Source organism: Desulfitobacterium dehalogenans ATCC 51507, assembly GCF_000243155.2.
Taxonomy (GTDB): Bacteria; Bacillota; Desulfitobacteriia; order Desulfitobacteriales; family Desulfitobacteriaceae; genus Desulfitobacterium; species Desulfitobacterium dehalogenans.
On sequence record NC_018017.1, the window covers coordinates 2,881,901 to 2,906,029 of the forward strand.

A 24,129-nucleotide genomic window follows, 5' to 3' on the forward strand; every position below is an offset into this window, starting at 1 on the left:
TATACCTTTGTTTACAGGAAATGACAAGATACTTATTCTATTCAAGGATCTCGAAGGTTATATCTTCCTCTATTGTATTGATCTTTTCCTGGCTTCGTGTTTCTGCTTTATTGGCTTCAGTGGTCAAAACCTCCATGGTTATAGGCGCTTCCTTACTATCTTGATTTTTATCTTTCTCCTTATCTTTAACTTTATCTGCTTCAATCTCAGGCTTGGTTTCTTTTTTTACGGGAGGCTTAGCCGGTCCATTAACCTTTTGGATCGTTTCGAAAATTGGGGATGTTTTACCCTGAAAAAGCTGATTCAGAATGACCTTAGTCTCCTTTGGGCTGACTTTCCAATAGCTGATACCCTCTTCATCTGAGAATTGACCCGGAAGGGTTTGATTAATCACTTCATAGGTTTCTTTATTTTTAAAGGCCATGGATAAAGCCCAGATCTGTCCTAGATTGAGATTGGTCTCTATGGCCTGGTAGATCTTGGGGACGATGATGGGAAGCTTGGGAATATTCCGGGGGGTTGTGGCCTCAGCCACAATAGCTTTTATCACTTCCTGCTGCCGGGAAACCCGGGAAATATCCGCAAGTTCATCATTGCGAAAACGTGCATATTGCAAGGCCTGAGTACCGTTGAGGCGTTGTATACCCTTTTTAAGATTGATAAAACGATCTTGTTCATCTCCGGTATCGTAATACATATCCTTCTCCACATTAAGGGAAATCCCGCCTAAGCTGTCCACAATATTTTTAAATCCTTGAAAATTGGTCAGGACATAACCGTCAATAGGCGCCCCGATCAGCTCCTGTAAATACTGTTGAGTGGAGATTGCTCCTTTTTGCAAACGGGCTATGGCATTGACTTTCTCTTTTTTGTTATTGAGAATAACCTGGGTATCGCGGGGAATAGAAAGTAAAATCATTTTTTTACTCTTTTGATCCAGACTGGCCACCATCAGAGTGTCCGTATTGCTGAGCACTTCCCCGGGACGGTTATCCATGCCAATAAGCAACACTGTAACCCGGTCCTTCAGAGCAAGTTCATTGGAGATTTCATCGGTTAGGTTTCCTTCCGGCACTTCTTTGTCCACTGTATTTTTTAAGTCTCCTGCTTCACCGAGACCAAAGGATTCTTGATTCTTACCCAAGTTCTCCTCTTTGGAAGCAGTTCGGTTCATATTGCTGCTGCGTGCTTCCAGATCAAAAAGCCCCGGTCTTCCAGAAATCATAAACACAGCCAAGACAATAGCTATTCCTAAGCCAAATCCTAAAACAGCATTAAATCCATAAGCATGAATGAAGTGAATCAGCCGATTCTTAATGTTCTTTTTATCCATCTTCTCTCACTCCATATCCATAAAAATTCCCTCCCATAGCATCAAACAATTTGTAAGGCATTATACACCCTGGAAGAAATTTTTTATCTTTGTTTTACCTCTATCCTTATTCTGTCTCACCTAAAGGTAGCAAACCAAGGAAGTTGGAATATAATACCACATAAAGACCTTGTCATTCTCATCTCTCTAAATTATGTTCATTCAAGATAAGGGTTAAACATGTGCAGCACGAAAAAGGCTTGTGCTTACTCCTCTTCTCTCAGCACAAGCCACTCTCTCTTATAATTCGGCTGACCCCAAATAAATCGGTTTGAATGGAGGTAGCCTATGAACTCCACCCTGTTCGGTTCTCGGGAATCTTATGAATACCCAAGAAATTACTATCCCAATCCCCCATATCCTTATGGGTATTCCGGTGGGTATCCTGCTTATTACTCCCCCCACCTTCATCGCCCCTGTCCTTATAGCAATCCCACTCTATTTCATGGTCAGCCCCATCTCCCCTCTTATCCCTATCCGATGATATCCCCTGCACAACCTCCGGCCTTCGCTTACCCCAATACCTTAACTTATGGCTGGGGTGAACCAAGAATTATCATTCCTAACCGGGGCTTAGAGACCATTCTGATTGCTATATTAATTCTTGTTGCCCTGGATCTGATATTTGTAAGACCCAGACGCTAGGCTCTGTTCAGCCATTATCCCTTCTAAAGACTCCGAATCCGCAACAGACCATTTCCCACAGCGATCTCCCCAACGGGTCAGCACCTTATCCTCTTGCCTGATCTCCACCACCTCGCAGCGATTGCTACAGCCTTTGCAGTCAAAACTACATGCTTTAAAGTGGCTTTCAGCCATTTTTAACCCTCGGAAGTTAGTGGCCGGACCCTTTTTGTTCAGGAAGCGTTCTTGAGCCAGGAAAGCAGCTCCCAGGGCTCCCATGACTGAAAAATGCTCCGGTACGACGACCTCTTGTCCCAGCTCTTCTTCAAAGGCTCTGCGAATACCCGGGTTGGCCGCCACACCCCCTTGGAAAAATACCGGTCCCAGGATCTCTTTATTTTTCCCTACATTATTAAGGTAGTTTCGCACCATAGCCTGACATAGCCCCGCTACGATATCCGGGAGAGGATGACCTAACTGCTGTTTGTGAATCATATCCGACTCCGCAAAAACAGAACACCGTCCGGCGATTCGTACGGGATGTTGGGCTTTTAAGGCCAATACCCCGAACTCTTCGATGGGAATACCTAAACGTGACGCCTGCTGGTCCAAAAATGACCCGGTCCCTGCTGCACAGACCGTATTCATAGCAAAGTCTACGACGACCCCATTGCGTAATATGATGATTTTAGAATCCTGTCCGCCGATTTCTAAGATGGTTTGGACATTGGTATTCATACGGGAAGCGGCTACAGCATGAGCTGTTATTTCGTTTTTTACCACATCGGCCCCCAAAAGGGTAGCGGCTAATTGACGGGCACTTCCTGTGGTTCCCACCCCTATAATCTCTGCACCGGAGCCAATACGGGCACGAAGCTCCCGCATTCCCTCCTGAATTGTATGCATGGGGCGTCCCTGGGTCCGCAAATACATGGTCTGGGCTATGGTTCCCTCCTCATTGAGAAGCACGATATTGGTACTGACCGAACCCACATCGACGCCAAGAAAAAACTTACTTACCGGCAAGATCCAACACTCCCTCCCTGTTCACTCTTCCTTTTTGACGGGACCGCTCCAGCAGATCCACAAAGGCTTCAATCCGTGTTTGTACACCGGCTTTTCCCGTATGCTCGTCCACGGTTAAGGTCATAATGGGTATTCCATAATCTTCTTGAATCTTTGGCAAAATACTGGACGCTACAATCTCTGGCATACAGCCCAGAGGCAGGAGTTGAACGATTCCTTCATACCCCTCTTGGGCGAACTGTATCGCAGCCCCGATGGTTTCCTGGGCATGGCCCCCGACAAAATGATTTAAGTAGGGCTTGGCCAGTGAGTAATAGGATTTTATCGGACGGTACCCCTGGGCCAAGCCGCGGAATACATGCTGACCTACCCATCCCGACAAATAGAGGGAACGATCCACCAGCGCTCCAAGGTTACCCAATTCCTTTTCCACATCCATGGAGATAAAAGGCTCCAATAGGGTATAGATTTCACCGATGACCGCAATTTTTAGCGGATTCTCTCCCTCCTCCTTTGCACTTCCGGAGCTCTTATCATCCATCTGCTCCCTCAGCCATTGCAAAACATCCTTCATCCCTTGATCCGTCATAGCCTGAACCAACCGTCCTTTAGCTTCTTCATAAAGCTGATCGGCCTCCTTGGGAGCCTTAACAAGAGGACGAAAACCATGAAACATATCTTCGATCTGATCCATGACCACACTTTTTCGGTAAGCGAAAAGCATGGCTTTAAGGATGCGGTTCCAGGTGTTCTTGGTACCGGCAAGTTTACGAATTCGCTCAGCAAGTCCTAATAAACTTCCATCGGGTGGTTCGAGGGTTATGACATCAAAGAGATATCCCGCTTCTTGTAAAATTTCCCTCTCCATCTCCCCATAATAGCCAAAGCGACAAGGGCCAACTCCTCCCGTCATGAGAGCCGTATCTGCACCTTGGGCTGCAGCCTGGACAAAATTCCCCAGGTTCAGCTTAAGAGGAAGGCAGAAAGATTCCGGTGCCAGCTGGGTCCCTATGTTCAGTGTCTCTTTGCTATTGGGCGGCGGCACTACATAGTCCACATCCAAATTCTCAAGTAAGGCTTGAATGACTATCCAAGCGTTCCCCATATGAGGAAAGGTGACTTTCATAGTCCTTCCTCCTTTCAAGCATATCAAGAAAGGCTTCGATACGGGTGACCAAGCCTGCCTCTCCGCTGTGTTCATCTAAAGTAAGCACTAAGTATGGCTTTTGATTCTTGCGGGCCCGGCGGGCCAGTAAATCGTTGGTCATGGAGTCCGTTCCGCAGCCAAAACAGGAAAGATAAATTAAGCCATCAATTTCCGGATCCTCCACATAAGCTGAGCCTGCTCCGAAGATCTTCTTGGCATGACTCCAAAAGATTTTTTTCTGGAGCTTACTATGTTGTTCTTCGATGGGGGCTGAGCCCACATTCTCTACCACAAATACTTGGGCCTTTTCGCGAAGCCGCTGCAACAAGTTCATATTGGCATAGGATTCATAGGTCAGGTAACTATGCCCTACTAAAGCAATCTTGGGCTGATTCTCCCTGCTGCCGGCCTGGGCTTCATGGTCCAGCAACCACCCATCTTCAAATTCAGCAGGCTTCTGACGGCGACTGCCCTCTTGGCTAAATCCCAAATCCTTTAGCTTCATGGGTTCTGCTAAAGCTTCAAAGCATTCCATGCTTTCTTCAAAGGACCACCCTGCATTACGCATTCTCTGGTAAGCTTTCTGCCAACGCTGAGCTTCCGCAAAGGCTTCCCTTATCTGACCTTTTGAGCACCCAATTCCCCCCCCGAAGGCCATAAGGCTATTTATAACCTCCCTCTTCCCTCCCCGCCAATTGATATCTACGGTATACACCTTGGATTCGGCGGGAAGAGCATAGAAAATGCTCTCCGGGAGCCCGAGAATTTTGGGACAGTGATAAGTATTCTGTTCCATACTCACCAGACGGGGAAGAAATATCCCCTCCACACCCCTTAGGACCGTGAGATGCCCTACCAGTATCTTTACCGGCAGACAGGTGTCATCAGGAGCCTTCTTCAGGCCGATTTCCATGATCTCCCGATTGGTTAGAGGGGAGGTAACCAGTTCAATTCCTAATTTATAAAAAAATCCTGCCCAAAATGGGTAATATTCATAGTACAACAAAGCCCGCGGAAACCCTAGTCTCATCAGAATCCTCCTTATTCATCATGCCCTTGAGGCTGGCGTATGGTATCCTTCGGCTTGAGAATACTGGGTCTCTTATTTTTTATAGGCAGAGGAGACCGCACCAGAACTGTACCCAGGGCTTTTAAATCCAAAGGCAATAAAGGCCATAAATAGGGAACACCGAAGGATTTCGTCCTCCATAGTAAGAAGAATAAAATTAGGACGCCGATGGCAAAACCGATAAAGTTATTGAGGGCAACCATGACCAGAAGGAACAGACGGGCCAGGCGATTGGCTTGGGCAAGCTCATAGCTGGGAGTAGCAAAGGTACCCACCGTGACTATGGCAAGATAAACAATAATTTCCTGAGCAAAGAGTCCAACTTTAATGGCCACATCACCAATCATAAAGGTTGCAATTAAACCCAGTGCCACGGTCAGCGGCCCTGGTGTATGAATGGCAGCCATGCGGACCAAATCCACCCCGAATTCCGCCAAAAACACTTGTGGAATCAGCCCGATCTTCCCTACTTTTTCAACCCCTAAAAATTGCAACCATTCGGGAAGGAGGTGGGGGTTTAAAGCACAGGCCAGCCATAAAGGCAAAAGGAAAAGTGCTGCAAAAATGCCCATAAAACGGATCCACCGCAAATAGGCCCCAACGATTGGTTCCTGACGATACTCTTCGGCGTGCTGGGTATGGGACCAAAAGGTCGCCGGGGCAATCATAACCGAAGGAGAGGTATCCACCAATACCACCACATGGCCTTCTAACAAGTGAACGGCTGCCACATCCGGTCGTTCCGTATAGCGAACCCTGGGATAGGGGTTCCATATCTTGCTTCCGAGAATGAATTCTTCCACGCTTTTTTCGGCCATGGGAATTCCATCAATCTTGATCTTCTGAATTTCTTCAGATATCTCATTGACCAGCTCTTCGTTGGTAACATCTTCGATATAGGCCACGCAGACATCGGTCTTGGACCGCCCCCCTACCTGCATTAATTTCATTCTAAGTTTGGGATCACGTAAGCGGCGGCGTATCAGGGTTGTATTAAAGACCAAGGTCTCCGTAAAACCATCCCTGGCCCCCCGGGTAACCCGTTCAATATCCGGTTCACTGGGAGCGCGGGCCGGAAAACTCCGCGCGTCAACGATAATAGCTTTGTCCTGGCCTTCAACGAAGATGGCCATGGGACCGGACAAAATGAAATAGAGGATCTTATCCATGGTGTCCACTTCGGACACCTGCAGCCCTACGATACGGCCTTTCACTAAAGTCTGTAGGGCGTTCACCACGAGATCAGCCCGCTCAAGATCCACAAGGGCATCCAGGATGATACTGACAACTTCCGTGTTTACCATGCCATTCACAGAGTAGATGGCAATCTTTTTCCCGCCTATGGACATTTCCCGAAGGATGATATCAAAGCTATCGGGAACCCCTAGTTCCCGATTAAGATAGTCCAGATTCTTTTGAAAATTTTTGCTTACCTTGAGGTTGCGCTCACTTGAATTATCCAAACTACTTCCTCCAGACGCAATTCCCATAGTCCTTTAAGCCGGATCAAATTCGCATTTATCTTATCCCTTGGGATTAAAGGTTACGGAAACTAAATAGCCAAAAAAGACTGCCGCCGCGATCCCTACGGCTGTCGCCTCTACCCCGCCTGAAAAAGCCCCCAGAAGGCCCTTTTCTCCCACAGCATCCATTGCTCCTTTGGCTAAGGAATAACCGAATCCTGACAGGGGCACCGACGCTCCCGCTCCGGCGAATTGCACCAAGGGCCCGTATAAACCGAGAGCACCCAAAACAGCTCCGCCGGTGACAAAGGTTACCAACACATGAGCCGGGGTAAAAGTGGGTTTCGTTAAATCCATAAGAAGTTGACCAACTACGCAAATCAGACCGCCTACCACAAACGCTGGAATAATCTGCTCAAACATTTCCTTTTCCTCCTTTATGCCTCGATGACTACGGCGTGCCCAATTCCTGGTATGGACTCTCCCTGGAGACTGGAAGTAGGGCTATGTAAAGCCCCGCTCCCCACGAGAAGGACTCTTTTATACTGGCCAGATTTAATTTTTTTAAGAATATGTCCGGCGAAGACCACTGCTGAGCAGCCGCAGCCACTGGCTCCTGCATGGACATCCTGACTTTTGTCATAAATTAATACTCCACAGTCCGAGAAATTTTTGAAATGAAGCCCCGACTTTTTCAGTACTTCTTGGGCAAGATTTAATCCTACAGAACCTAAGTCACCGGAAATAATCAGATCATAATCCTCCGGTGTACGGTTCATATCCTGAAGGTGATTGAGAATCGTATCGGCTACAGCCGGAGCCATCGCAGCCCCCATATTATTGGCATCTGTTTCCCCGAAATCCACAATCCTGCCGATTGTGGAAGCCGTGATCCGAGGCCCCTCCCCACTCTGACCGAGGACGAGGCTTCCTGCCCCGGTCACAGTCCATTGAGCGCTCATAGCCCGTTGACCGCCCTGCTCCGTAGGTAAGCGATACTGGCGTTCAGCTGTATCATGATGGCTGGATACCCCCACAAGCGCCTTACGGGCAAATCCCCCATCGATGAGCATGCTTCCCACAGACATGCTTAAAGCCATGGTGGAACAGGCTCCATACAGACCGATGAAAGGGATGCCCATGGTTCGGGCAGCAAAATTCGAAGAAATGAGCTGATTCAACAAATCCCCGGCCAAGAGATAATCGATCTCGTCCTTATTGATTTGTGATTGCTTGACTGCTCCCTCCAAGGCTTCCTCCATCATTTTGGTTTCGGCAACTTCCCAGGAGGAATTCCCATTAATATTATCTTTCCATACCTTACTGAAAGACTTACCCAAGGGGCCTTGACCCTCCATAGGTCCAACTACGGAATATGAGGAGAGAATTACGGGCGGATTCGAGAAAACTACGGTTTGATTCCCCATACGTTTTAGGTTCATTCTTTTTTCATCCCCATTTCGTATTACTTTCCATACTAAGTGCGATTCCCTAGCGCAGGAAATAGGTGATTATGCCTATAGCAATCGAAGCGGCAATCCCGTATACCAATACTGGTCCTGCTACGGTAAACAATTTGGCACCGACACCCATCACATAACCTTCCCGTTTAAACTCCAAGGCCGGGGACACTATGGAGTTAGCAAATCCCGTGACCGGAACAATGGATCCGGCCCCTGCAAATCTTCCGATTTCATCATAAACACCTAATCCGGTGAGGAGTGCCCCCAATAAGATAAGAAAAGCCGTTGCGGCTGTCGAAGCATCGTCTTTTTGCAGCCCCATTTGGACTAAAAAATTAATGACAATTTGTCCGAAAGCGCAAATGATTCCGCCGACAAGGAACGCCCTGACGATATTTTTAGCGAGCGTAGGCTTTGGAGTCATGGATTTTGCTAATTTGCTGTATTCCTCAGGAGTCACATTGAGCGTTGGGGGGCGAAGTTTTTGGTCAGCCAAGGAAATCACTCCTTTCATTATCCCTAATTAATAATTGTCAATAGTGCTAAAACATAGTATGAATCCTGAAGTCCCTTTTTATGCGTGCCTTAATTTTATCTTCCATATTTTTACTATAATAAATATTTTTTACACTCAGGCAGGAAAATTATGGATGTCGTCGAATTGAACTTTGAGAAGACTCAATAGGGGGGAACACCATTGCTTATTGACAAAAAACTAGAGCGTCAGACCTTGCTCTTAACCTTAAAGGGAGAACTTGACATGAATACCTCTGAAAGTCTACGCCAGGCCATAGATAATGAGATTGAACGTCGTGGAGTGCGGACGGTCATCCTTAATTTGGAGAGCATCAGCTTCATCGATAGTTCGGGGCTTGGCGTTATTCTTGGACGCTACAAGAAGCTTCTCCCTATGGGGGGAAAAGTCATCGTAACCCGGGTACCTCCCCATATCTATAAGATTATGGAATTATCCGGTCTCCCTCGTATCATTCAATTTGAAGATATGCTGAACCAGGAAGATGGAAGGAAGGGAAAAACTGTATGAAAAGAAACCTTTTAGATCTTAAGTTCTATAGTCTGGCTGAAAATGTGGGGATCACCCGGATGTTGATCGCCTCCGTCGGCGCCCAATTGGACCTTTCCCTCAACGATATTGAAGAACTTAAGGTAGTAGTCAGTGAAGCGGTTTCCAATTCGATTATTCATGGTTATGCCAATCATCCGGACAAGCTGGTTCATTTAACCATCGAGCAAAACCCCGAAGCCTTAAAAATCATTGTCAAAGATGAAGGATGTGGAATACCCGATGTAGAGCAAGCCATGCAACCGGCCTTTAGTACAGATCCTGAGCGCATGGGGTTGGGATTTGTCTTTATGCAATCCTTCATGGATGATCTTCAGGTGGAGTCTGCGGTCAATCAGGGTACTACCGTCACAATGATTAAGCAACTTGACAAAATCCAGCCCTCCACGCATTAGGGGGGATAGAATTATGATTCAAAGACTAACGGAAATGAACCTTCCCCGCTTTCCTCTTCTATCTGATGAAGAGATGATGGATCTGCTCCATCGTGCCCAGGAAGGAGATGTTGAAGCCAGAGAGCGGCTGATCAACTGCAATCTTAAGCTGATCTTCAATCTTGTCCAACGTTTTTCCCACCGTGGGTATGAACTGGAGGATCTCTTTCAAATCGGCACCATCGGCCTGATCAAGGCTATCGACAAGTTTGACTTTACTTATGGTGTAAAGTTCTCAACCTATGCCGTCCCCATGATCATCGGGGAGATACGCCGTTTCTTGAGAGACGATCATCCCGTTAAGGTCCCCCGCTCTTACAAAGAGCTGGTGTATAAGGTCAATAAATCACGGGAAAGTTTGTCTGCAACCCTGGGCCGGGACCCTACCATCGGTGAAATCGCAGAAAATATCGGAGTCGATCGAGAAGATATTGTATCCGCCTTAGAAGCGGTCCAAAGTCCCACCTCCATTCATGATACTCTCTATCAAGATGACTCCGATCCCATCTATATTCTGGATCAACTTCCTATGGAGAAGGAGCTTGATGCCGGTTGGTTCGAAAAGATTGCCCTGAAAGAAGTTCTGGATAAACTCCCTGAACGTGAGAAACTCGTCCTGATGATGCGTTTTTATGAAGATAAGACTCAAAGTGAGATCGCTGCACTCCTTAACCTTTCTCAAGTCCAAATCTCAAGAATTGAGCGGGCTGCTCTGCACCGTATTCGTCAATTTCTTCATGAACCTGATCATCAAGGTGATCTGTAACCCTGGATCCTCTCCATTAAAATCCAAATACCCCTTCAAGGGTACGGATGATTTGCTTGCCAATCCCTGCTTTCTCAATATCCTTTTCCGCCACCAGGTTCACAGAAGTCAACATTTCATTATCACGATAGAGAAGGATTTCTCCGACCTTTTGACCCGCTTTTATTGGTGCCTCTACATCTGGGTTGAGCTTAGTCTCTGCCCAGATATTTTTGTCGTTTCCTTTCTGCACGGTGACTCCCAGCGCTTTTTCTGTGACAGCTACAAGGTCTTCCTCCATTCCCTTGTGAACCTTAATGACTCCCTGCTTCTGACCGGCAGGAGCATATTCTTTATAGGCAAAATTAGCAAAGCCATAATTGTACAGCTTCATGGATTCAGTAAAATGTCCTCGCACTTGAGGAACTCCCATGACTACGGCAATAAGGCGCAACCCATCCCGCTCAACAGTAGAGGCGAGACAATAATTGGCTTCACTGGTCCAACCGGTTTTAAATCCATCGGCTCCCTCATACCACCAAAGCAATTTATTGGTATTCCAAAGCTTGAATTTGCCCCCGCGCAAATCGTACTCTTTCATACTCGTCAATTTACGGATCAGGGGATACTTTAAAGCTTCTCGCCCCATGAGGGCCAGATCATAGGCACTGGTATAATGCCCTTCTGCCGGTAAACCATAGGCATTCACAAAGTGGGTATGATTGGCGCCAATCGCTTTAGCCTTCTTATTCATCTCTTCCACAAAGGCCTCATGAGTGCCGCTGATATGTTCCCCTACGGCATAACAGGCATCGTTGGCCGAGCCCACAGCTATCGAAATCAGCATTTCTTCCAGAGAAAAAGTTTCTCCCGGCTCCAGATAAATTTGTGAGCCTCCTAAACTGCTGGCACCTTCACTGGCTGTAACTTTATCGGTGAGACTTACGCGTCCCGATTCAACCGCCTCGGCAGCTACTAACAGTGTCATCAATTTTGTCACACTGGCTGGCGGCAACTCTTTATGGATCTCTTTTTCGAAAAGTATTTGACCGGATTTAGCATCCAAAAGGATGGCACTTACTGCGTCGGTCTCTAATACTGCACCGTAGGCCTGATGGGGAACAACCAGATTCCCGACCAATAACGCCAAGGCAAAAATCAAAGCTAGTGCTTTACGCATTCGTTTTTAACCCCCTTATGAAACATATTTATTCTATTATCCCCAGAAAAATAAATTATATCGAAAGGGACGATTTATCCAAAAATTACGCTCTTTGAAAAGAACTAAAAACAAAAAACGTTCTCCATAATTATCTGGAGAACGTTTTTTGTACACTATTCTTGTATTCTGTAATCCTATCCCTCTGTCCCTAACGACGTTTAGGGGCCTTAGGAGAGTGTAACCCATGCCAGTAGCAAGGGTGTAGGTAGCCAAAGAGTTTGGGGTAAATTTTATGTTTCAAAATACAGCCTTGAATCACCTTAATTCCCGCCGCATCCGCTTGTTCCTGAAACTCTTCAGTCCAGTTGCGTTCTTGAAACCAAACGAATTGGGCCCCACATTCCTGAGCCTGACTGATAATATCAGGAATCAATTCCGCTTTCAAACAGGGAACCACCACATCCACCTTATCCTGCAAAGCCGACAGTCGTGAATAGACCTTAAAACCTTCCAAGCGCGGCAAATCTTCAGCCACGGGATGAACGACACAGCCGAATAGCTTCAAGGTCTCCCAAGCCTTATAGGCATGTTTATGTTTTAGAAAGCGGTCTGCATTGCCCACCACAGCGTAACGATGAGCTGTTGTGGTCTCCCCTGCCAGGGAATACACTTTCTTTTCACGCATCTGTAGTCACTCCTAACTTTAGGTACTAAAAGATTACGTGAAAGCAGCTCATCCTATGACTCTTAGACTATTTTATGATCTCATGAATGTATTCCATCGGGGCAGGCTTGCTATCTTGAAATGCATAGGCCTTTAAAACATTCGTTTCCACATGATCAAGGTTGGTATGAAGAATACATAGTGGTTCATTAAGGTCAACATAATCTCCGACCTTCTTCAAAAGAGTTACCCCTGCTGCATAATCAATGGGGTCGTCCTTCTTCTTTCTTCCTGCCCCTAACTGCATAGCAACAAGCCCAATGTATTCAGCGTCAATATAGCTTACATATCCCGCATGGGTTGAGAGGATTTCTATATGATGTTTCGCTTGCGGTAGTTGCCACGGCTCATGGACAATTTGTGGATTTCCTCCTTGAATTGAGATAAGCTCCTTTAATTTCTCTATGGCCTTACCTGAGGCAATAACTTGCAGAAGCTCCCCATAAGTTGACTGGAAATCATGATATTTTCCACTGGCAATAGCCATATAAGCGGCAATCGTCAAAGCAACAGTTGTTTCGTCCTCAGCTCCTTTTCCGCCTAGAACATCGATAACCTCTCTTATCTCATTGGCATTCCCTACTTCATGTCCAAGAGGCTGATTCATATCTGTAATTATAGCGATGGTCCTTCTCTTTAATGACTTCCCTATTTGCACCATGCACTCTGCAAGTTTTTTGGCTTCCTCGAGGGATTTCATGAAAGCCCCCGAACCTACTTTAACATCAAGAACTATGGCATCTGCCCCAGAGGCAATCTTTTTACTCATGATTGAACTTGCTATGAGCGGAATACTATCCACGGTTCCTGTAACATCTCTTAAGGCATAGGTAAGTTTGTCGGCAGGGGTTAAGTTTGCTGTTTGACCCACTACCGCCATTCCGTGGTTATTCACATTGGCGATAAACTCCTCCGTACTTAAGGCAGTTCTGAATCCTTGTATCGCTTCAAGTTTATCAATGGTACCGCCGGTATGACCTAACCCTCTTCCACTCATTTTAGCCACAGGGATTCCTAATGAAGCAACCAGGGGAATGACGATTAGGCTTATCTTATCCCCCACTCCCCCAGTTGAATGCTTATCTACTTTTACTCCATCGATACCGGATAAGTCGATGGTCTCGCCAGAGTTCACATAGGCCATGGTCAAGTTGGCGATTTCCTCATCATTCATCCCTTGAAAGTAAATGGCCATATAAAGAGCAGATATCTGATAGTCGGGAATCTCACCCTTTACATAACCTTGTACGAAATGCTCTATTTCTTCTTGGGTCAAGGCGTGACCTATCTTTTTTTTGTTAATTATATCAACTACCCGCATTGCTTTGCCCCCTAAGTTCTTTTTACTCTCCTCATTTTTCGGGGATCACACGGAAGTGACCCGCACCCTACCTCAAACAATGCCTAATGATTACGCCAGCCCCTTAACCAAAGCCTGCACAAACCGTACAAACTGCTTCTCGATACGCTCGGCAGTCTCCATGACCTCCGCATGGCTAAGGCGCTGGGAAAGGATTCCGGCGGCCATGTTTGTAACACAGGAAATGCCAAGAACCCGCATTCCTCCGTGGTTGGCCACGATAACCTCGGGGACGGTGCTCATTCCCACAAGATCGGCTCCTACTGTGCGAAGAAAACGAATCTCAGCCGGGCTTTCATAGCTGGGACCGCTCATAGCGGCGTAGATCCCTTCCTGGGGATAGATACCTACCTCCCGGGCTATTGTCAGAGCCTTTTGCCGCCATTCAAGATCATAACCTTCACTTAAGTCGGGAAAACGAGGCCCCAGGTTACTGAGATTGGCTCCGCGAAGGGGATTGTCTCCCATCATATTGATATGGTCCTTGAGCAAAACCAGATCCCCTGGGCGATAAGCAGGGTTAATTCCGCCGGCAGCATTCGTTACAATCAGTCCGGATACTCCCAAAACCTGCATGACCCGAACGGGAAAAGTCACTTCCTGCATGGGGTACCCTTCATAGAAGTGAAAGCGCCCTTGCATGGCTACAACAGGTTTACCCAAGACTTTTCCAAACACCAATTGTCCTTTATGCCCCTCAACGGTGGAAACCGGGAAGTTCGGAATCTCCTGATAAGGAATAGACACCTTATCTTCAATCAGTTCCACAAAACCACCTAATCCTGAGCCCAGGATAATCCCCATTTGGGGTTCCATATTTATTTTTTCAATAATATACCGCCGGGTTTCACTGAGTTTGTCCATAAATTCTTGCTCACGTATCATAGTTATCTTCTCCTTGTCAGCTTTTTTTGAATGAGTTCATTTCAGATTAATTCTTTAAGAAAGCTCTGACCATTATGCAGAGCTTCCGTCCCTAAATAATCGGCAATGGTAGCTCCCAAATCGGCAAAGGAGGGACGGATCCCTAGATTCGTTCCGGGTATAACCTTTTTTCCGTAGACCAGTAAGGGGACATACTCCCGGGAATGGTCCGTACTTTCCGTGGTGGGATCACAACCATGGTCTGCGGTGATGAACAGGATATCCTCCTCTTCAAGCAAATCAAGGATTTCCGGCAATCTCCCATCAAACTCCTCTAGGGCCTTAGCATAATTTTCCACATCATTGCGATGACCATAAAGCATATCAAAATCCACCAGATTGGTCATGATGAAACCCGGCTTCTTCTCTTTGATAAAGGCTAAGGTCTTATCCACTCCATCTTTATTCCCTTTGCTGGGAACATGGTCTGTGACCCCATGACCTGCGTAAATGTCTTTGATTTTTCCCACAGCCATGACATGAAGTCCTTTTTCTTTTACCACATCCAGAAGGATTTTGTGGGGCGGCTCAATGGCATAGTCATGACGATTGGTGGTCCGGTAGAAGTTTCCTTCGCTGCCTAAAAAGGGGCGGGCTATGACTCGGCCTACTCTTAAATCCCCATCCAGCATTTCACGGGCTATCTCACAGATTCCATACAACTTCTCTAAAGGGATCACCTCTTCATGGGCTGCGATCTGAAACACTGAATCTGCAGAAGTATAGACGATAGGTTTCCCTGTTTGGACATGTTCCTGTCCCAGCCTCTGAATAATCTCTGTGCCGGAAGCCACTTCATTACCTATAACTTGGCGACCGATGCGCTTTTCGAAGGCTCGGATAAAATCTTCCGGAAAGCCCTGGGGAAAAGTAGGGAAGGCTCTTTCCAATACCACGCCGGCTATTTCCCAATGTCCCGTGGTGGTATCCTTACCCGGGGATCTTTCCGCCATTTTTCCATACCCGCCTTTAGGGCTTGCCTTGGGACTCACCCCTTGGATAGGCGCAATATTACCCAGGCCTAATTCCTGAAGATGAGGCAAATGAAGGCCTCCACGGGCCTTGGCAATATTGCCTAAGGTATTGCTCCCCATATCTCCGTATTCATGGGCATCCGGCATTTCGCCTATGCCAACGCTATCTAAAACAATTAAGATGACTCGTTTCAAAAAGTAATTCCTCCTTTATTTCATTAATCGGCCCGAGGGTGAGCTCTACGGAATACTTCCAGAAGTCTTTGACGGGAAAGGTGGGTATAAATTTGGGTCGTTGAAATATCTGCATGCCCCAGCATTTCCTGGACGGATCGCAAATCTGCTCCATGATCCAAGAGATGGGTAGCAAAACTATGTCTGAATTTATGTGGATAGATAGTTTCCTTGACGCCATGGTCTTGCGCCCATTTTTTGAGGATATCCCAGACCCCTTGCCGGGTCAGAGCCGTACCTCGGGAATTAAGGAAGAGAATTTCCGTTTTATTCTTGCCCTTCAGCTCCTCCCGATAATGATCCAGATAATCCTGCAAAACCTCAAGAGCGTATTCTCCTATCGGTACAATCCGCTCTTTGTTCCCCTTTCCCCGGCAACGCAAGGTTCTTGTCTCAAAGATGATATCCGAAACCTTTAAGCCCACCAATTCGGAGACACGTAAACCACAACCATAGAGTACCTCAATCATAGCAATATTACGCATCAATAGTCCTTTATCCTTCCCCTGGGAGTCAGTAGTTCCGGTTCTTTCATTACTCTTTCCATTCTTATCCCGTCCTTTGTCCGGTTCTCCTCCTTCGCCCATAAGCTTATAAATGGAGTCTTCAGACAGAACATGAGGCAGATGCTGCTCAAGCTTCGGAGTGGTTAGGTACTCAGTAGGGTCATCCTCCCGCATCTCCTCTCCTAGGAGGAAAGAAAAGAAACCTCGCAGGGTTGCGAGGTGCCGTGCCAATGTGCGAGCAGACCTCCCCTGATTCTTCTCCTGGAGAAGAAATAAGAAAAGGTCATTTCCATCACAAGATATAAAGTTTTTCCCGCGTTGTTGAAGAAATGCTGTGAATTTCTTCAGATCGCGCTCATAGCTGATTCGGGTATTTGGGGAAAGTCCTCGTTCTACATTAAGGTATGTCAAATATTTTTTAATCCAAGCTTCTGTTTGAACCACAGCAATCCCTCCCTAGCTTAGAAAATTCTACAAGAGGGAAAGGTTTTCCTGCGGTTTGAACCGGAGAATCTCTATCTTTTTATATCGGGAAAGAGCTGTATAACAAATTCGCTCCAAATACTGCCTTCCTCTTCAACCCGCATAGGATTACCGCTGGGCTTCTCATCTTTATCCCCATGAGATGTGATGATGAGACTGCATACTGTGACCAGCTTGGGTAGCATAACTGCCAGCAACATCATTAAGAGAAGGATCCGTACGATAGTTAAGAAAAACTCCGGCCAGTTTTTACCTCTCTGCATAACTTCGACCCCCAATCCCTAAAACTTATGCAGTAGAGGATTGTCTTGATGCCATTAAGGCTGCTCCTAAAGCAGCAGTAATAGAAGGTTCACTATACACCAGCAGAGGATGATTCAATTGCCGACGGAGTGCAGCCAATACCCCTTGATTGCGGGCTACCCCACCGGTAAACACAATATCCGGCAATAAGCCAATCCGCTGTGCTAAGGATGCCACACGGCTGGCTACGGATTCACAGACCCCGGCTAGAATATCTTCTTTCGGCCTTCCCGCCGATACATGAGTAATCACTTCCGATTCCGCAAAGACCGTACAAAAGGAGGATATGGCCGTGGGATTCTGAGATTTTTCCGAAAGACTTCCTATTTCATGCAAACTAATCTCCAAAGCTGAGGCCATGACTTCGAGAAAGCGTCCTGTTCCTGCTGCACATTTATCATTCATGGCAAAATCCACGACTTTGCCATTAGGCAGCAATTGAATGACTTTACTGTCCTGTCCCCCGATATCAATAATAGTTCGGGCAGTGGGGAAAAGATGATGAATTCCCCGGGCTTGGCAGGTGATTTCCGACACTTCCCGGTCGGCAGGAAAAGTAATCCTCCCGTATCCGGTAGCAACCGTCCCCTCTACATCCCCCTGGCCAAGTCCCGACTCCGAGAGTAGCTTAGCCACCATCTGAGTCGCCACTTCCCGTCCACTATACCCGGCCCGGGCCGTGTCATAAGCAATAATCTCCAATTCCTGGTCTATAAGAACGACTTTCACCGTCAGGGAGCCGATATCGACCCCTACATAAATCTTGGCCATACCTTCCCTCTTTCCTTTGCCCACCTCAATCAAACGTCTCCAAAAATGCCTGAACACGATTGCGGATGGGTTCTTCAGCATAGGCCCGGGGATCAGCCATATCGGCCTCGATCATTAATCCCGGAACACCCGTCTCCTTCATGACCCTTCTGCGAATAACCTCCTGGACCAAAGAATAGGGCTTGCAAGAGCGATTGGAGTGCATCACGAAGCCGTCAGCCTGATAATCTTGAATGAGCTTTACAAGTTGCTTAGTACGAAACTCCGGAGAGCGGTTCAGGAAAACCTCCGTATACGTGACGGCCAAACTTTCCAGGGGGGTTCCCGGTGCTTGATCCATGGCCCATCCCCCACTGTAAGTATCAGTCACAAAGCATGCTCCCCGTTCCGTAAACATCTTATTAAAACTAAATACTTTGGGCCAAATCGCAATATTATCCCAGACCAGACGAATCCGCTCATTTTCCACAGCACCCTGGGAGAGGCCCGCCCGCTCTTTGACCTCGTCACAAAATAGTTGATAATAATCCCGTCCAGCTTTGGTTCCCCTCATCACCACGATGGGGGCCATATGGATAAAGAGATCGGGGGCATTCAGGGGGGAGGGACGGGATTGACAGGCTCTACGGGCTTCTTTCCATAGATCGGTGGTTTCCCGGCTGAGCTTCATCTGGTTTTCCAGTTCTTTTTCATCCAATGCCCTGCCTGTAATACGCTCCAGCTCCACGATCATTCCCTTGAGCTGCTCCAAGACATAATTCTTCGTTTGGTCCGTCATCTCCGCTGTTAGGTAAGGGGTATCCAGCACCAGCAAAGGAACTTCAAAATGCCGGGCCAGAGCCTCATACCACTTTAATACCGTACCACAGATATTATTGCAGGCCACCAGGAGATCGGGTTTGGGCATTCCTCCCATAGGGGCCAGATCAGGCCGTAAAACTCCACCGATATTGGAGCGGGCATAGGAGCACAGATCCTGGGAATAGCCTGCAGCTTCTGCCACCTGACATAACTGGGCCGTGGCCTTATTGGTGCTGTAAATAGCGGCATATTGCTCCGGGTAGGCCGGATGGATCTTAAAAGCACGCAAAATTTCGATGGGAGCCCCGCTGGTCACCCAGGCAATCTTGCGGCCCACAGGCTTACCCCAATAGCGGTGATATCCCGTTAAAAGATAGTAGCGCTTCATGGTCCTTTTCAGAGTATCCGTACTCCGCAGAGGGCGATAATTTCGTTTCTGTGCTTTCTGGGTCATTTTTGCGCCCTCCCCTCCGAGATTGAAGACCGATTCTCGAGAATACTCTCCAAAAACGCCTGAAGCCGGGTCCTCTCCTGTCCCCCTACATCCGCTCCCTCTAATTCAAGGACCAAAGTGCGAATTCCCTGGCTTTGGAGGGTCTCCGCCAAAGGGACTGCATCCCAGGCGTGGGGTTCGCAATATTTGCGTATGACCAGCACCGCTCCTTCCACCTGCCGCTGGGAGGCTAAATTCTCCAAATACTCCAGACGGGCGTTAAGACTTTGGTTCTTGCAGGGACAGGGAGGCATATCCTCATAACGCTTCACCAGATCATACCAGGGGTTATCCGAGTCCTCCAGTAGGGGGCCGGAGTAGTGGCGGTAACCCGTACAGGTGTCATCCACTACTACTCTTCCCCCTAAATCCTCGATCATCGCATATAAATGATCGTTTTCAAGAACGGCCCCCGTAATCATGAGGCGTGCTCTTGAAGAGGACTCTTCCGCTCTTGCATGGAGTTCAGGCAGCACTTCTGCCAGGGCCTCTTCATAGATTGTCTTGGGCATGAGCTGTCCGGCCTGCAGGAGGGCCGCCGTCAAAGGGGAGGGTAATTTCCCCCGCAGTTCCTCCACCTCACTAACCTTTTCCCTTATGCGCCGGCATAAGCGGATGGCTTCCCGCAGTTCCTCCTCTGTGGGCTCATGACCGCTCAGCTCTTTCAATTGCTCCCAGGCCCCCTTGGCCTCTTCCTGATAATATTGATTAGCCCCAGGTGCTTTAAGCATAACTGGGGGAACCATGTTCACGGTTTTTTGTTTACCGGCGAATTCCCAAATGCCGCTTAGACACTGCATGGTATCGCAGGTGTGGACGAAGCCAACCCCCAGCAGATCCTCCCATTGACCTTGCAATTCCATATCCAATACCCCCCGGGCTAATGAGCAGGAAAATGTGGGTAGCTCCGCAGGGGTCCGATTGGTGGAATCCGGCAAAAGACGCAGGGGCTCAAGGCCAAAGGCTATAATCAGTTCTTCCGGAAAATAGGAACACAGTATTCCGAAAAAACGATGATTAGGGTAGCGAGTCCCGCGTCTCAAGCCTTTAAGGGCGGATTCCTCTAAAAGCCAGTTTAGAGAATCCCTTTTCTCTTCAGACATACTCCATTCCAACATCTGGGCATCCTCCTATCTTTCAAATTATCTGGTCGATGCCACTTCCTTGGAACTCTTCTCCCCTTCCCCTTCTGCAGGGGGAGTGTCCCGTAATGCCCGGCGCAGAATCTTACCAATAGCAGTTTTGGGTAAATCGGTACGGAACTCTACGGTTTTAGGGACTTTATAGGGAACAAGGTGTTTACGGCAAAAGGCGATGATATCTTGTTCTGTAGCTGCAGCCCCATCTTTAAGGCTGACAAAAGCCACCACCTTTTCCCCGCTGTAGCCGTCCTTGATCCCAATAACGCAGGCTTCCCTAACAGCCGGGTGTTCATAGAGCACATCCTCCACTTCCCGCGGATAGACATTGAACCCTCCGGTGATGATCATATCCTTTTTACGGTCCACGAGATAAAAATAGCCATCCTCATCCATGGTAGCAATATCCCCGGTGTACAGCCAGCCATTCCTTAACGCATAGGCTGTTTCTTCCGGCCGGTTATAATAGCCAAGCATTAAATCCGGACACTGAATAACCAGCTCCCCAGATTCGCCGGGGGCCAGATCCTCTTCACCTGTGTCGATATCCCGGATTTTAAAGTTTACATCCGAAAAGGGGAAGCCGATGCTGCCAGTTCGATTTTCACCCCGCAGAGGATTACAGCATAGGGCATTGACCCCTTCTGTGAGACCGTAACCCTCCATAAGCCGGGCTCCGGTAAGCTCTTCGAAGCTTCTTTTTACTTCGGGAGCCAAGGCCGCTGCTCCTACAAAGCACCCGATTAAGGAGGAAAGGCTATAGCGTTTTAATTGGGGATAATTAATCATACCTATATACATCGTAGGAACTCCGGCAAAATAAGTGGGCTTATGTTTGTGAATGGCTTTTAGTACATCCTTCGCTTCAAAGCGCGGAATCAAAATCGTAGAAGCCCCTGAGAACAGAGGAGCATTCATGCATACAGACATGCCAAACCCATGAAAGGCCGGAAGAACCGTAACCAAACGATCCTTACTGTCCATTTCAACCCAGGCTATAGCCTGGTAAGCATTCGTAAGCAAGCCATAATGAGAAAGCATAACTCCTTTGGGACGTCCGGTGGTTCCGCCGGTGTAGATAAGGACCGCAACATCCTTCCGGACATCAACCTTTTGCGATAGATGTTCCTTTATTTCAGGACTATTGCTCTGATTCAGCAAATCCTTAAACTTCTTAGCCACTTTTAGGCGGGCTTTACCTCCTGGAGACAACTTCCGTGTGAATGGATACAGGAATTTCAGAGGAAAAGGCATGTACTCATTGAGGGCTGTATAGAAGGTATGCGACAACAAATGGGTTTCTCCGGCGTTGTGGCAAATGTCTCTCACATTTTCCAGCCGCTCTGCCAAAAGGTCCAGACAAATGACTACTTTGACCTGAGCATCCCGAAAGATATGCAATAATTCCGATTCAGTGCTGAGGGGGTTAACAGGAACAACCACCCCGCCAATGCTAAGAATAGCATAATAAGAAATAACATATTGAGGACAATTGGCCAGTAAAAGGGCAACCCGATCCCCCGGATTAATACCCAGCTTTTGCAGAGAACCGGCCAATCGTTCAACTTTATCACCCAAATCTTCGTATTTCATCTTTTTATTAAAATAAATTAGGGCAATATCTTTGGAATTCTTCTTCACGCTCTTTCGGAACAACGCATCCACAGTCTCTTCAGGGTAGTTTAGCTGATGGGGAACCTGTTGGTCGTATTGAGCTCTCCAGGGAAATTCAGACATTTTGTTTTCCTGACTCATGATATACCTCCCAACTCCATTAATATGGTTCTTACTCTCTAACCCTTAATCCCCGGACCCTAACTTCTATATAGTTACAGATTGCTACTCATATACTTTTTCCTCTGTCAAATGGGCATTCACTGCATCCTCTTCTAAGGATCGGTGGGGCTGTAAATTCTCTCGACGCTCTTTGTAATACTCATGTTGAATAATAAGATTCATTACTTCATTGGTACCGGTCCAAATCATGATAAGGCGGATATCCCGCAGCAACCGCTCGATGGGGAATATATTAGTGTAACCAATCCCTCCCATGATTTGCATGGCATCATTCACCACAGCCCAAGCCGAGTCCGTTGCGAACTTTTTCGCCTCTGAGACCAGACGGCGCGCCACATTCCCCGGTACACCTGAGTCCACTGCCCGGGCGGTAGCGTAGACCAAAGCGCGGGCGGCATCCAAGCGGGTGATTGAATCAGCCACTTTGAAATTGACTCCTTGAAAATCTTTAATTTTTCTGCCAAAGGCTTTGCGCTTGGTGCTATAATCCGAAGCTACTTCCAGAGCAGCCCGGGCCATCCCCAAAGCTCCTGCAGCGCTGGTTAATCGTTCGGGGATCATCATCTGATAAAAGATATCTGCTGCCCCGTTTTCCACACCGAGAAGGTTTTCTGCGGGAACTTTTACATCCTTGAAAACCACACGGCCTGCGCCACCTCCGCGGGTTCCCATTAAGCCATAGATATGTTCCACTTCCACTCCAGGGCCACGGTCTACGATAAAGGCGCTAATACTCTGATGGGCGGGTCCTTCCGGATCGGTCTTGGCGTAAACCATGAAGTAGTCAGCACCCTCTGCTCCCACTACAAAGCGCTTTTGCCCATTGAGAATATAAAAATCCCCTTCACGCCGGGCTAAAGTGGTCGCTCCGAAAAAATCCGATCCTCCCCTAGGCTCAGTCAAAGCTTCGGCGGTGTAAAGTTTTCCTTCTAAAGTGGGCTTTAAGTAACGGTTCTTCAGTACCTCCGAGCCGAAATGATTAATCGCTTCTCCGACGATGGAAGGTAAGGAGTAGAGACAGGCCAAGCTCGTACCCAAAACCCCGATCTCTTCGAGAACTGAAACTTCATCCACCCATTGCAAGCCTCGTCCACTATACTGTTCAGCAAAGCGCAAGCCCAGAAGTTTTGCTTGACCTAAATCCATTAGGTATTCTTTTGGATAGGTTACCTTTTCTTCATCCATATCCAGGATAAGCTGTTTTGGCACCTTTTCTTTGACAAACCTTGCCGCCTCTTCTTGGAGGAGTTTTTGTCCCGGGGTCAAGAGGAAATCAAACATACTCTCTCTCCTTTTCTAAAGTGAATAGTCATTCATTTGTCTATTATTATGAATATTCTGACACTGGCAGATATGTACGTCAATACCCTTCTTAAATTTAGAAAAGAATACTTATTTTAGCGAATTAAATCCCGAATATCGAATAGCCCGGAGCAAAAAAGGCTGTTGCTCAACGAACTTTACAGTTCATTTTGCAACAGCCCTCTATTCCATACATAGCACTCTATTCTAGCTCTGTTCTTTCATTCGTCTGTGATACTCTTCTTTCATTTTCTCAAAGGTAGCCTGACTAATGACGTGCTCCACACGGCAAGCATCTTGTGCTGCGGTCTCCTTATCCACACCTAAATAGACCAGATATCGGGTGATGATATCATGACGTTCATAGATATGGGAGGCAATCCTCTCTCCCTCATCGGTCAAGGTAATAACACCGGAAGAATCTACTTCGATATAGTCATTCTTCTTAAGAATTCCTACCGCACGACTTATACTCGGCTTTGTATAACCAAGCTCATTGGCAATATCAATGGAGCGAATATCGCCTTTTTTCTTCTGAAGTATATAAATAGTCTCGAGATACATCTCGCCGGATTCTTGAATACTCATGGCTATAGCTCCTTTTTACATTATTTATACAAGCTTCCTATAATACGACTCTATAAAAGCATAGTATAATTAAGCGGAAAAATCAATCGTTCGCTGTCAAACTTTGCTAAAGAGTCGGCGGGACCTTTGCACAAGCAAAAT

The 24,129-nt window shown here is 47.2% G+C and carries 25 protein-coding genes; 4 read left to right on the plus strand and 21 right to left on the minus strand.

Annotated elements, in window-relative coordinates:
• Nucleotides 1-37: 37 nt before the first annotated feature.
• The gene (locus DESDE_RS13905) at nt 38-1,333 is read right to left on the minus strand and encodes an LCP family protein (RefSeq protein WP_014794652.1); all 1,296 of its coding nucleotides are present in this window, start codon (nt 1,331-1,333) and stop codon (nt 38-40) included.
• Nucleotides 1,334-1,660: 327 nt separating this feature from the next.
• Between DESDE_RS13905 and DESDE_RS13910 the strand changes: the two genes are divergently transcribed.
• The gene (locus tag DESDE_RS13910; RefSeq protein ID WP_014794653.1) at nt 1,661-2,017 is read left to right on the plus strand and encodes a hypothetical protein; all 357 of its coding nucleotides are present in this window, start codon (nt 1,661-1,663) and stop codon (nt 2,015-2,017) included.
• On the opposite strand, the gene DESDE_RS13915 is transcribed toward DESDE_RS13910, so the two are convergent.
• The 7 genes from DESDE_RS13915 to spoVAC are packed head-to-tail and all read right to left on the minus strand — an operon-like array spanning nt 1,970 to nt 8,660.
• Nucleotides 1,970-3,022, minus strand: a complete 1,053-nt coding sequence (locus tag DESDE_RS13915) for an acyl-CoA dehydratase activase (RefSeq protein ID WP_014794654.1) — start codon at nt 3,020-3,022, stop codon at nt 1,970-1,972. The two genes, DESDE_RS13910 and DESDE_RS13915, sit on opposite strands and share 48 nt — an antisense overlap.
• Nucleotides 3,009-4,148 (minus strand): 2-hydroxyacyl-CoA dehydratase, encoded by a 1,140-nt coding sequence (locus DESDE_RS13920; RefSeq protein ID WP_014794655.1) that lies wholly within the window; start codon nt 4,146-4,148, stop codon nt 3,009-3,011. Before DESDE_RS13920 ends, DESDE_RS13915 begins: the two co-directional genes overlap by 14 nt.
• A complete protein-coding gene (locus DESDE_RS13925; RefSeq protein WP_014794656.1) occupies nt 4,090-5,199 on the minus strand; it encodes an acyl-CoA dehydratase activase-related protein in 1,110 nt (369 codons plus the stop codon). Before DESDE_RS13925 ends, DESDE_RS13920 begins: the two co-directional genes overlap by 59 nt.
• A gap of 11 nt (nt 5,200-5,210) precedes the next feature.
• A complete protein-coding gene (locus DESDE_RS13930; protein ID WP_014794657.1) occupies nt 5,211-6,701 on the minus strand; it encodes a spore germination protein in 1,491 nt (496 codons plus the stop codon).
• 60 nt (nt 6,702-6,761) lie between these two features.
• On the minus strand, nt 6,762-7,124 hold the full coding sequence (gene spoVAE, locus DESDE_RS13935) for a stage V sporulation protein AE (protein ID WP_014794658.1): 363 nt from the start codon (nt 7,122-7,124) through the stop codon (nt 6,762-6,764).
• Nucleotides 7,125-7,138: 14 nt separating this feature from the next.
• The gene (spoVAD, locus tag DESDE_RS13940; protein WP_014794659.1) at nt 7,139-8,143 is read right to left on the minus strand and encodes a stage V sporulation protein AD; all 1,005 of its coding nucleotides are present in this window, start codon (nt 8,141-8,143) and stop codon (nt 7,139-7,141) included.
• Between the two features lie 49 nt (nt 8,144-8,192).
• A complete protein-coding gene (gene spoVAC, locus DESDE_RS13945) occupies nt 8,193-8,660 on the minus strand; it encodes a stage V sporulation protein AC (protein WP_014794660.1) in 468 nt (155 codons plus the stop codon).
• Nucleotides 8,661-8,861: 201 nt separating this feature from the next.
• Here spoVAC and spoIIAA point away from each other — a divergent pair, with 201 nt between their 5' ends.
• Genes spoIIAA through sigF form a run of 3 tightly spaced genes read left to right on the plus strand, consistent with a single transcriptional unit; the run spans nt 8,862 to nt 10,448 of the window.
• The gene (gene spoIIAA, locus DESDE_RS13950) at nt 8,862-9,209 is read left to right on the plus strand and encodes an anti-sigma F factor antagonist (RefSeq protein ID WP_014794661.1); all 348 of its coding nucleotides are present in this window, start codon (nt 8,862-8,864) and stop codon (nt 9,207-9,209) included.
• Nucleotides 9,206-9,643 carry an anti-sigma F factor gene (gene spoIIAB / locus DESDE_RS13955; RefSeq protein ID WP_014794662.1) on the plus strand — a complete coding sequence of 146 codons (438 nt, stop codon included), beginning with the start codon at nt 9,206-9,208 and terminating at the stop codon, nt 9,641-9,643. Before spoIIAA ends, spoIIAB begins: the two co-directional genes overlap by 4 nt.
• Before the next feature lie 13 nt (nt 9,644-9,656).
• The gene (gene sigF, locus DESDE_RS13960) at nt 9,657-10,448 is read left to right on the plus strand and encodes an RNA polymerase sporulation sigma factor SigF (protein WP_014794663.1); all 792 of its coding nucleotides are present in this window, start codon (nt 9,657-9,659) and stop codon (nt 10,446-10,448) included.
• Nucleotides 10,449-10,464: 16 nt separating this feature from the next.
• On the opposite strand, the gene DESDE_RS13965 is transcribed toward sigF, so the two are convergent.
• From DESDE_RS13965 to DESDE_RS14025, 13 genes are all read right to left on the minus strand, one after another.
• The gene (locus DESDE_RS13965; RefSeq protein ID WP_014794664.1) at nt 10,465-11,607 is read right to left on the minus strand and encodes a D-alanyl-D-alanine carboxypeptidase family protein; all 1,143 of its coding nucleotides are present in this window, start codon (nt 11,605-11,607) and stop codon (nt 10,465-10,467) included.
• Nucleotides 11,608-11,797: 190 nt separating this feature from the next.
• Complete coding sequence (locus tag DESDE_RS13970) at nt 11,798-12,274, minus strand: CoA-binding protein (RefSeq protein WP_014794665.1); 477 nt, start codon at nt 12,272-12,274, stop codon at nt 11,798-11,800.
• A gap of 67 nt (nt 12,275-12,341) precedes the next feature.
• Nucleotides 12,342-13,634, minus strand: coding sequence for a pyrimidine-nucleoside phosphorylase (locus DESDE_RS13975; protein ID WP_014794666.1), 1,293 nt, complete (start codon nt 13,632-13,634; stop codon nt 12,342-12,344).
• A 90-nt stretch (nt 13,635-13,724) separates the two neighbouring features.
• The gene (locus DESDE_RS13980; protein WP_014794667.1) at nt 13,725-14,558 is read right to left on the minus strand and encodes a purine-nucleoside phosphorylase; all 834 of its coding nucleotides are present in this window, start codon (nt 14,556-14,558) and stop codon (nt 13,725-13,727) included.
• Between the two features lie 41 nt (nt 14,559-14,599).
• Nucleotides 14,600-15,766: a phosphopentomutase gene (locus DESDE_RS13985; RefSeq protein ID WP_014794668.1), complete on the minus strand. Its 1,167-nt coding sequence runs from the start codon at nt 15,764-15,766 to the stop codon at nt 14,600-14,602.
• A gap of 23 nt (nt 15,767-15,789) precedes the next feature.
• Nucleotides 15,790-16,755 carry a site-specific tyrosine recombinase XerD gene (gene xerD / locus DESDE_RS13990; protein ID WP_014794669.1) on the minus strand — a complete coding sequence of 322 codons (966 nt, stop codon included), beginning with the start codon at nt 16,753-16,755 and terminating at the stop codon, nt 15,790-15,792.
• Nucleotides 16,756-16,826: 71 nt separating this feature from the next.
• Entirely contained in the window at nt 16,827-17,057 is a 231-nt protein-coding gene (locus tag DESDE_RS13995) for a hypothetical protein (RefSeq protein ID WP_014794670.1), read from the minus strand.
• Nucleotides 17,058-17,082: 25 nt separating this feature from the next.
• A complete protein-coding gene (locus tag DESDE_RS14000; protein WP_014794671.1) occupies nt 17,083-17,868 on the minus strand; it encodes an acyl-CoA dehydratase activase in 786 nt (261 codons plus the stop codon).
• A 25-nt stretch (nt 17,869-17,893) separates the two neighbouring features.
• Nucleotides 17,894-19,123 (minus strand): 2-hydroxyacyl-CoA dehydratase subunit D, encoded by a 1,230-nt coding sequence (locus DESDE_RS14005; RefSeq protein ID WP_014794672.1) that lies wholly within the window; start codon nt 19,121-19,123, stop codon nt 17,894-17,896.
• Nucleotides 19,120-20,280 carry a 2-hydroxyacyl-CoA dehydratase subunit D gene (locus tag DESDE_RS14010; protein ID WP_014794673.1) on the minus strand — a complete coding sequence of 387 codons (1,161 nt, stop codon included), beginning with the start codon at nt 20,278-20,280 and terminating at the stop codon, nt 19,120-19,122. The genes DESDE_RS14005 and DESDE_RS14010 overlap by 4 nt, the downstream gene beginning before the upstream one ends.
• Before the next feature lie 24 nt (nt 20,281-20,304).
• The gene (locus DESDE_RS14015) at nt 20,305-22,056 is read right to left on the minus strand and encodes a long-chain-fatty-acid--CoA ligase (RefSeq protein ID WP_014794674.1); all 1,752 of its coding nucleotides are present in this window, start codon (nt 22,054-22,056) and stop codon (nt 20,305-20,307) included.
• An 84-nt stretch (nt 22,057-22,140) separates the two neighbouring features.
• Nucleotides 22,141-23,379: an acyl-CoA dehydrogenase family protein gene (locus DESDE_RS14020; protein WP_014794675.1), complete on the minus strand. Its 1,239-nt coding sequence runs from the start codon at nt 23,377-23,379 to the stop codon at nt 22,141-22,143.
• A 228-nt stretch (nt 23,380-23,607) separates the two neighbouring features.
• Complete coding sequence (locus DESDE_RS14025; protein ID WP_014794676.1) at nt 23,608-23,988, minus strand: metal-dependent transcriptional regulator; 381 nt, start codon at nt 23,986-23,988, stop codon at nt 23,608-23,610.
• Nucleotides 23,989-24,129: the final 141 nt, after the last annotated feature.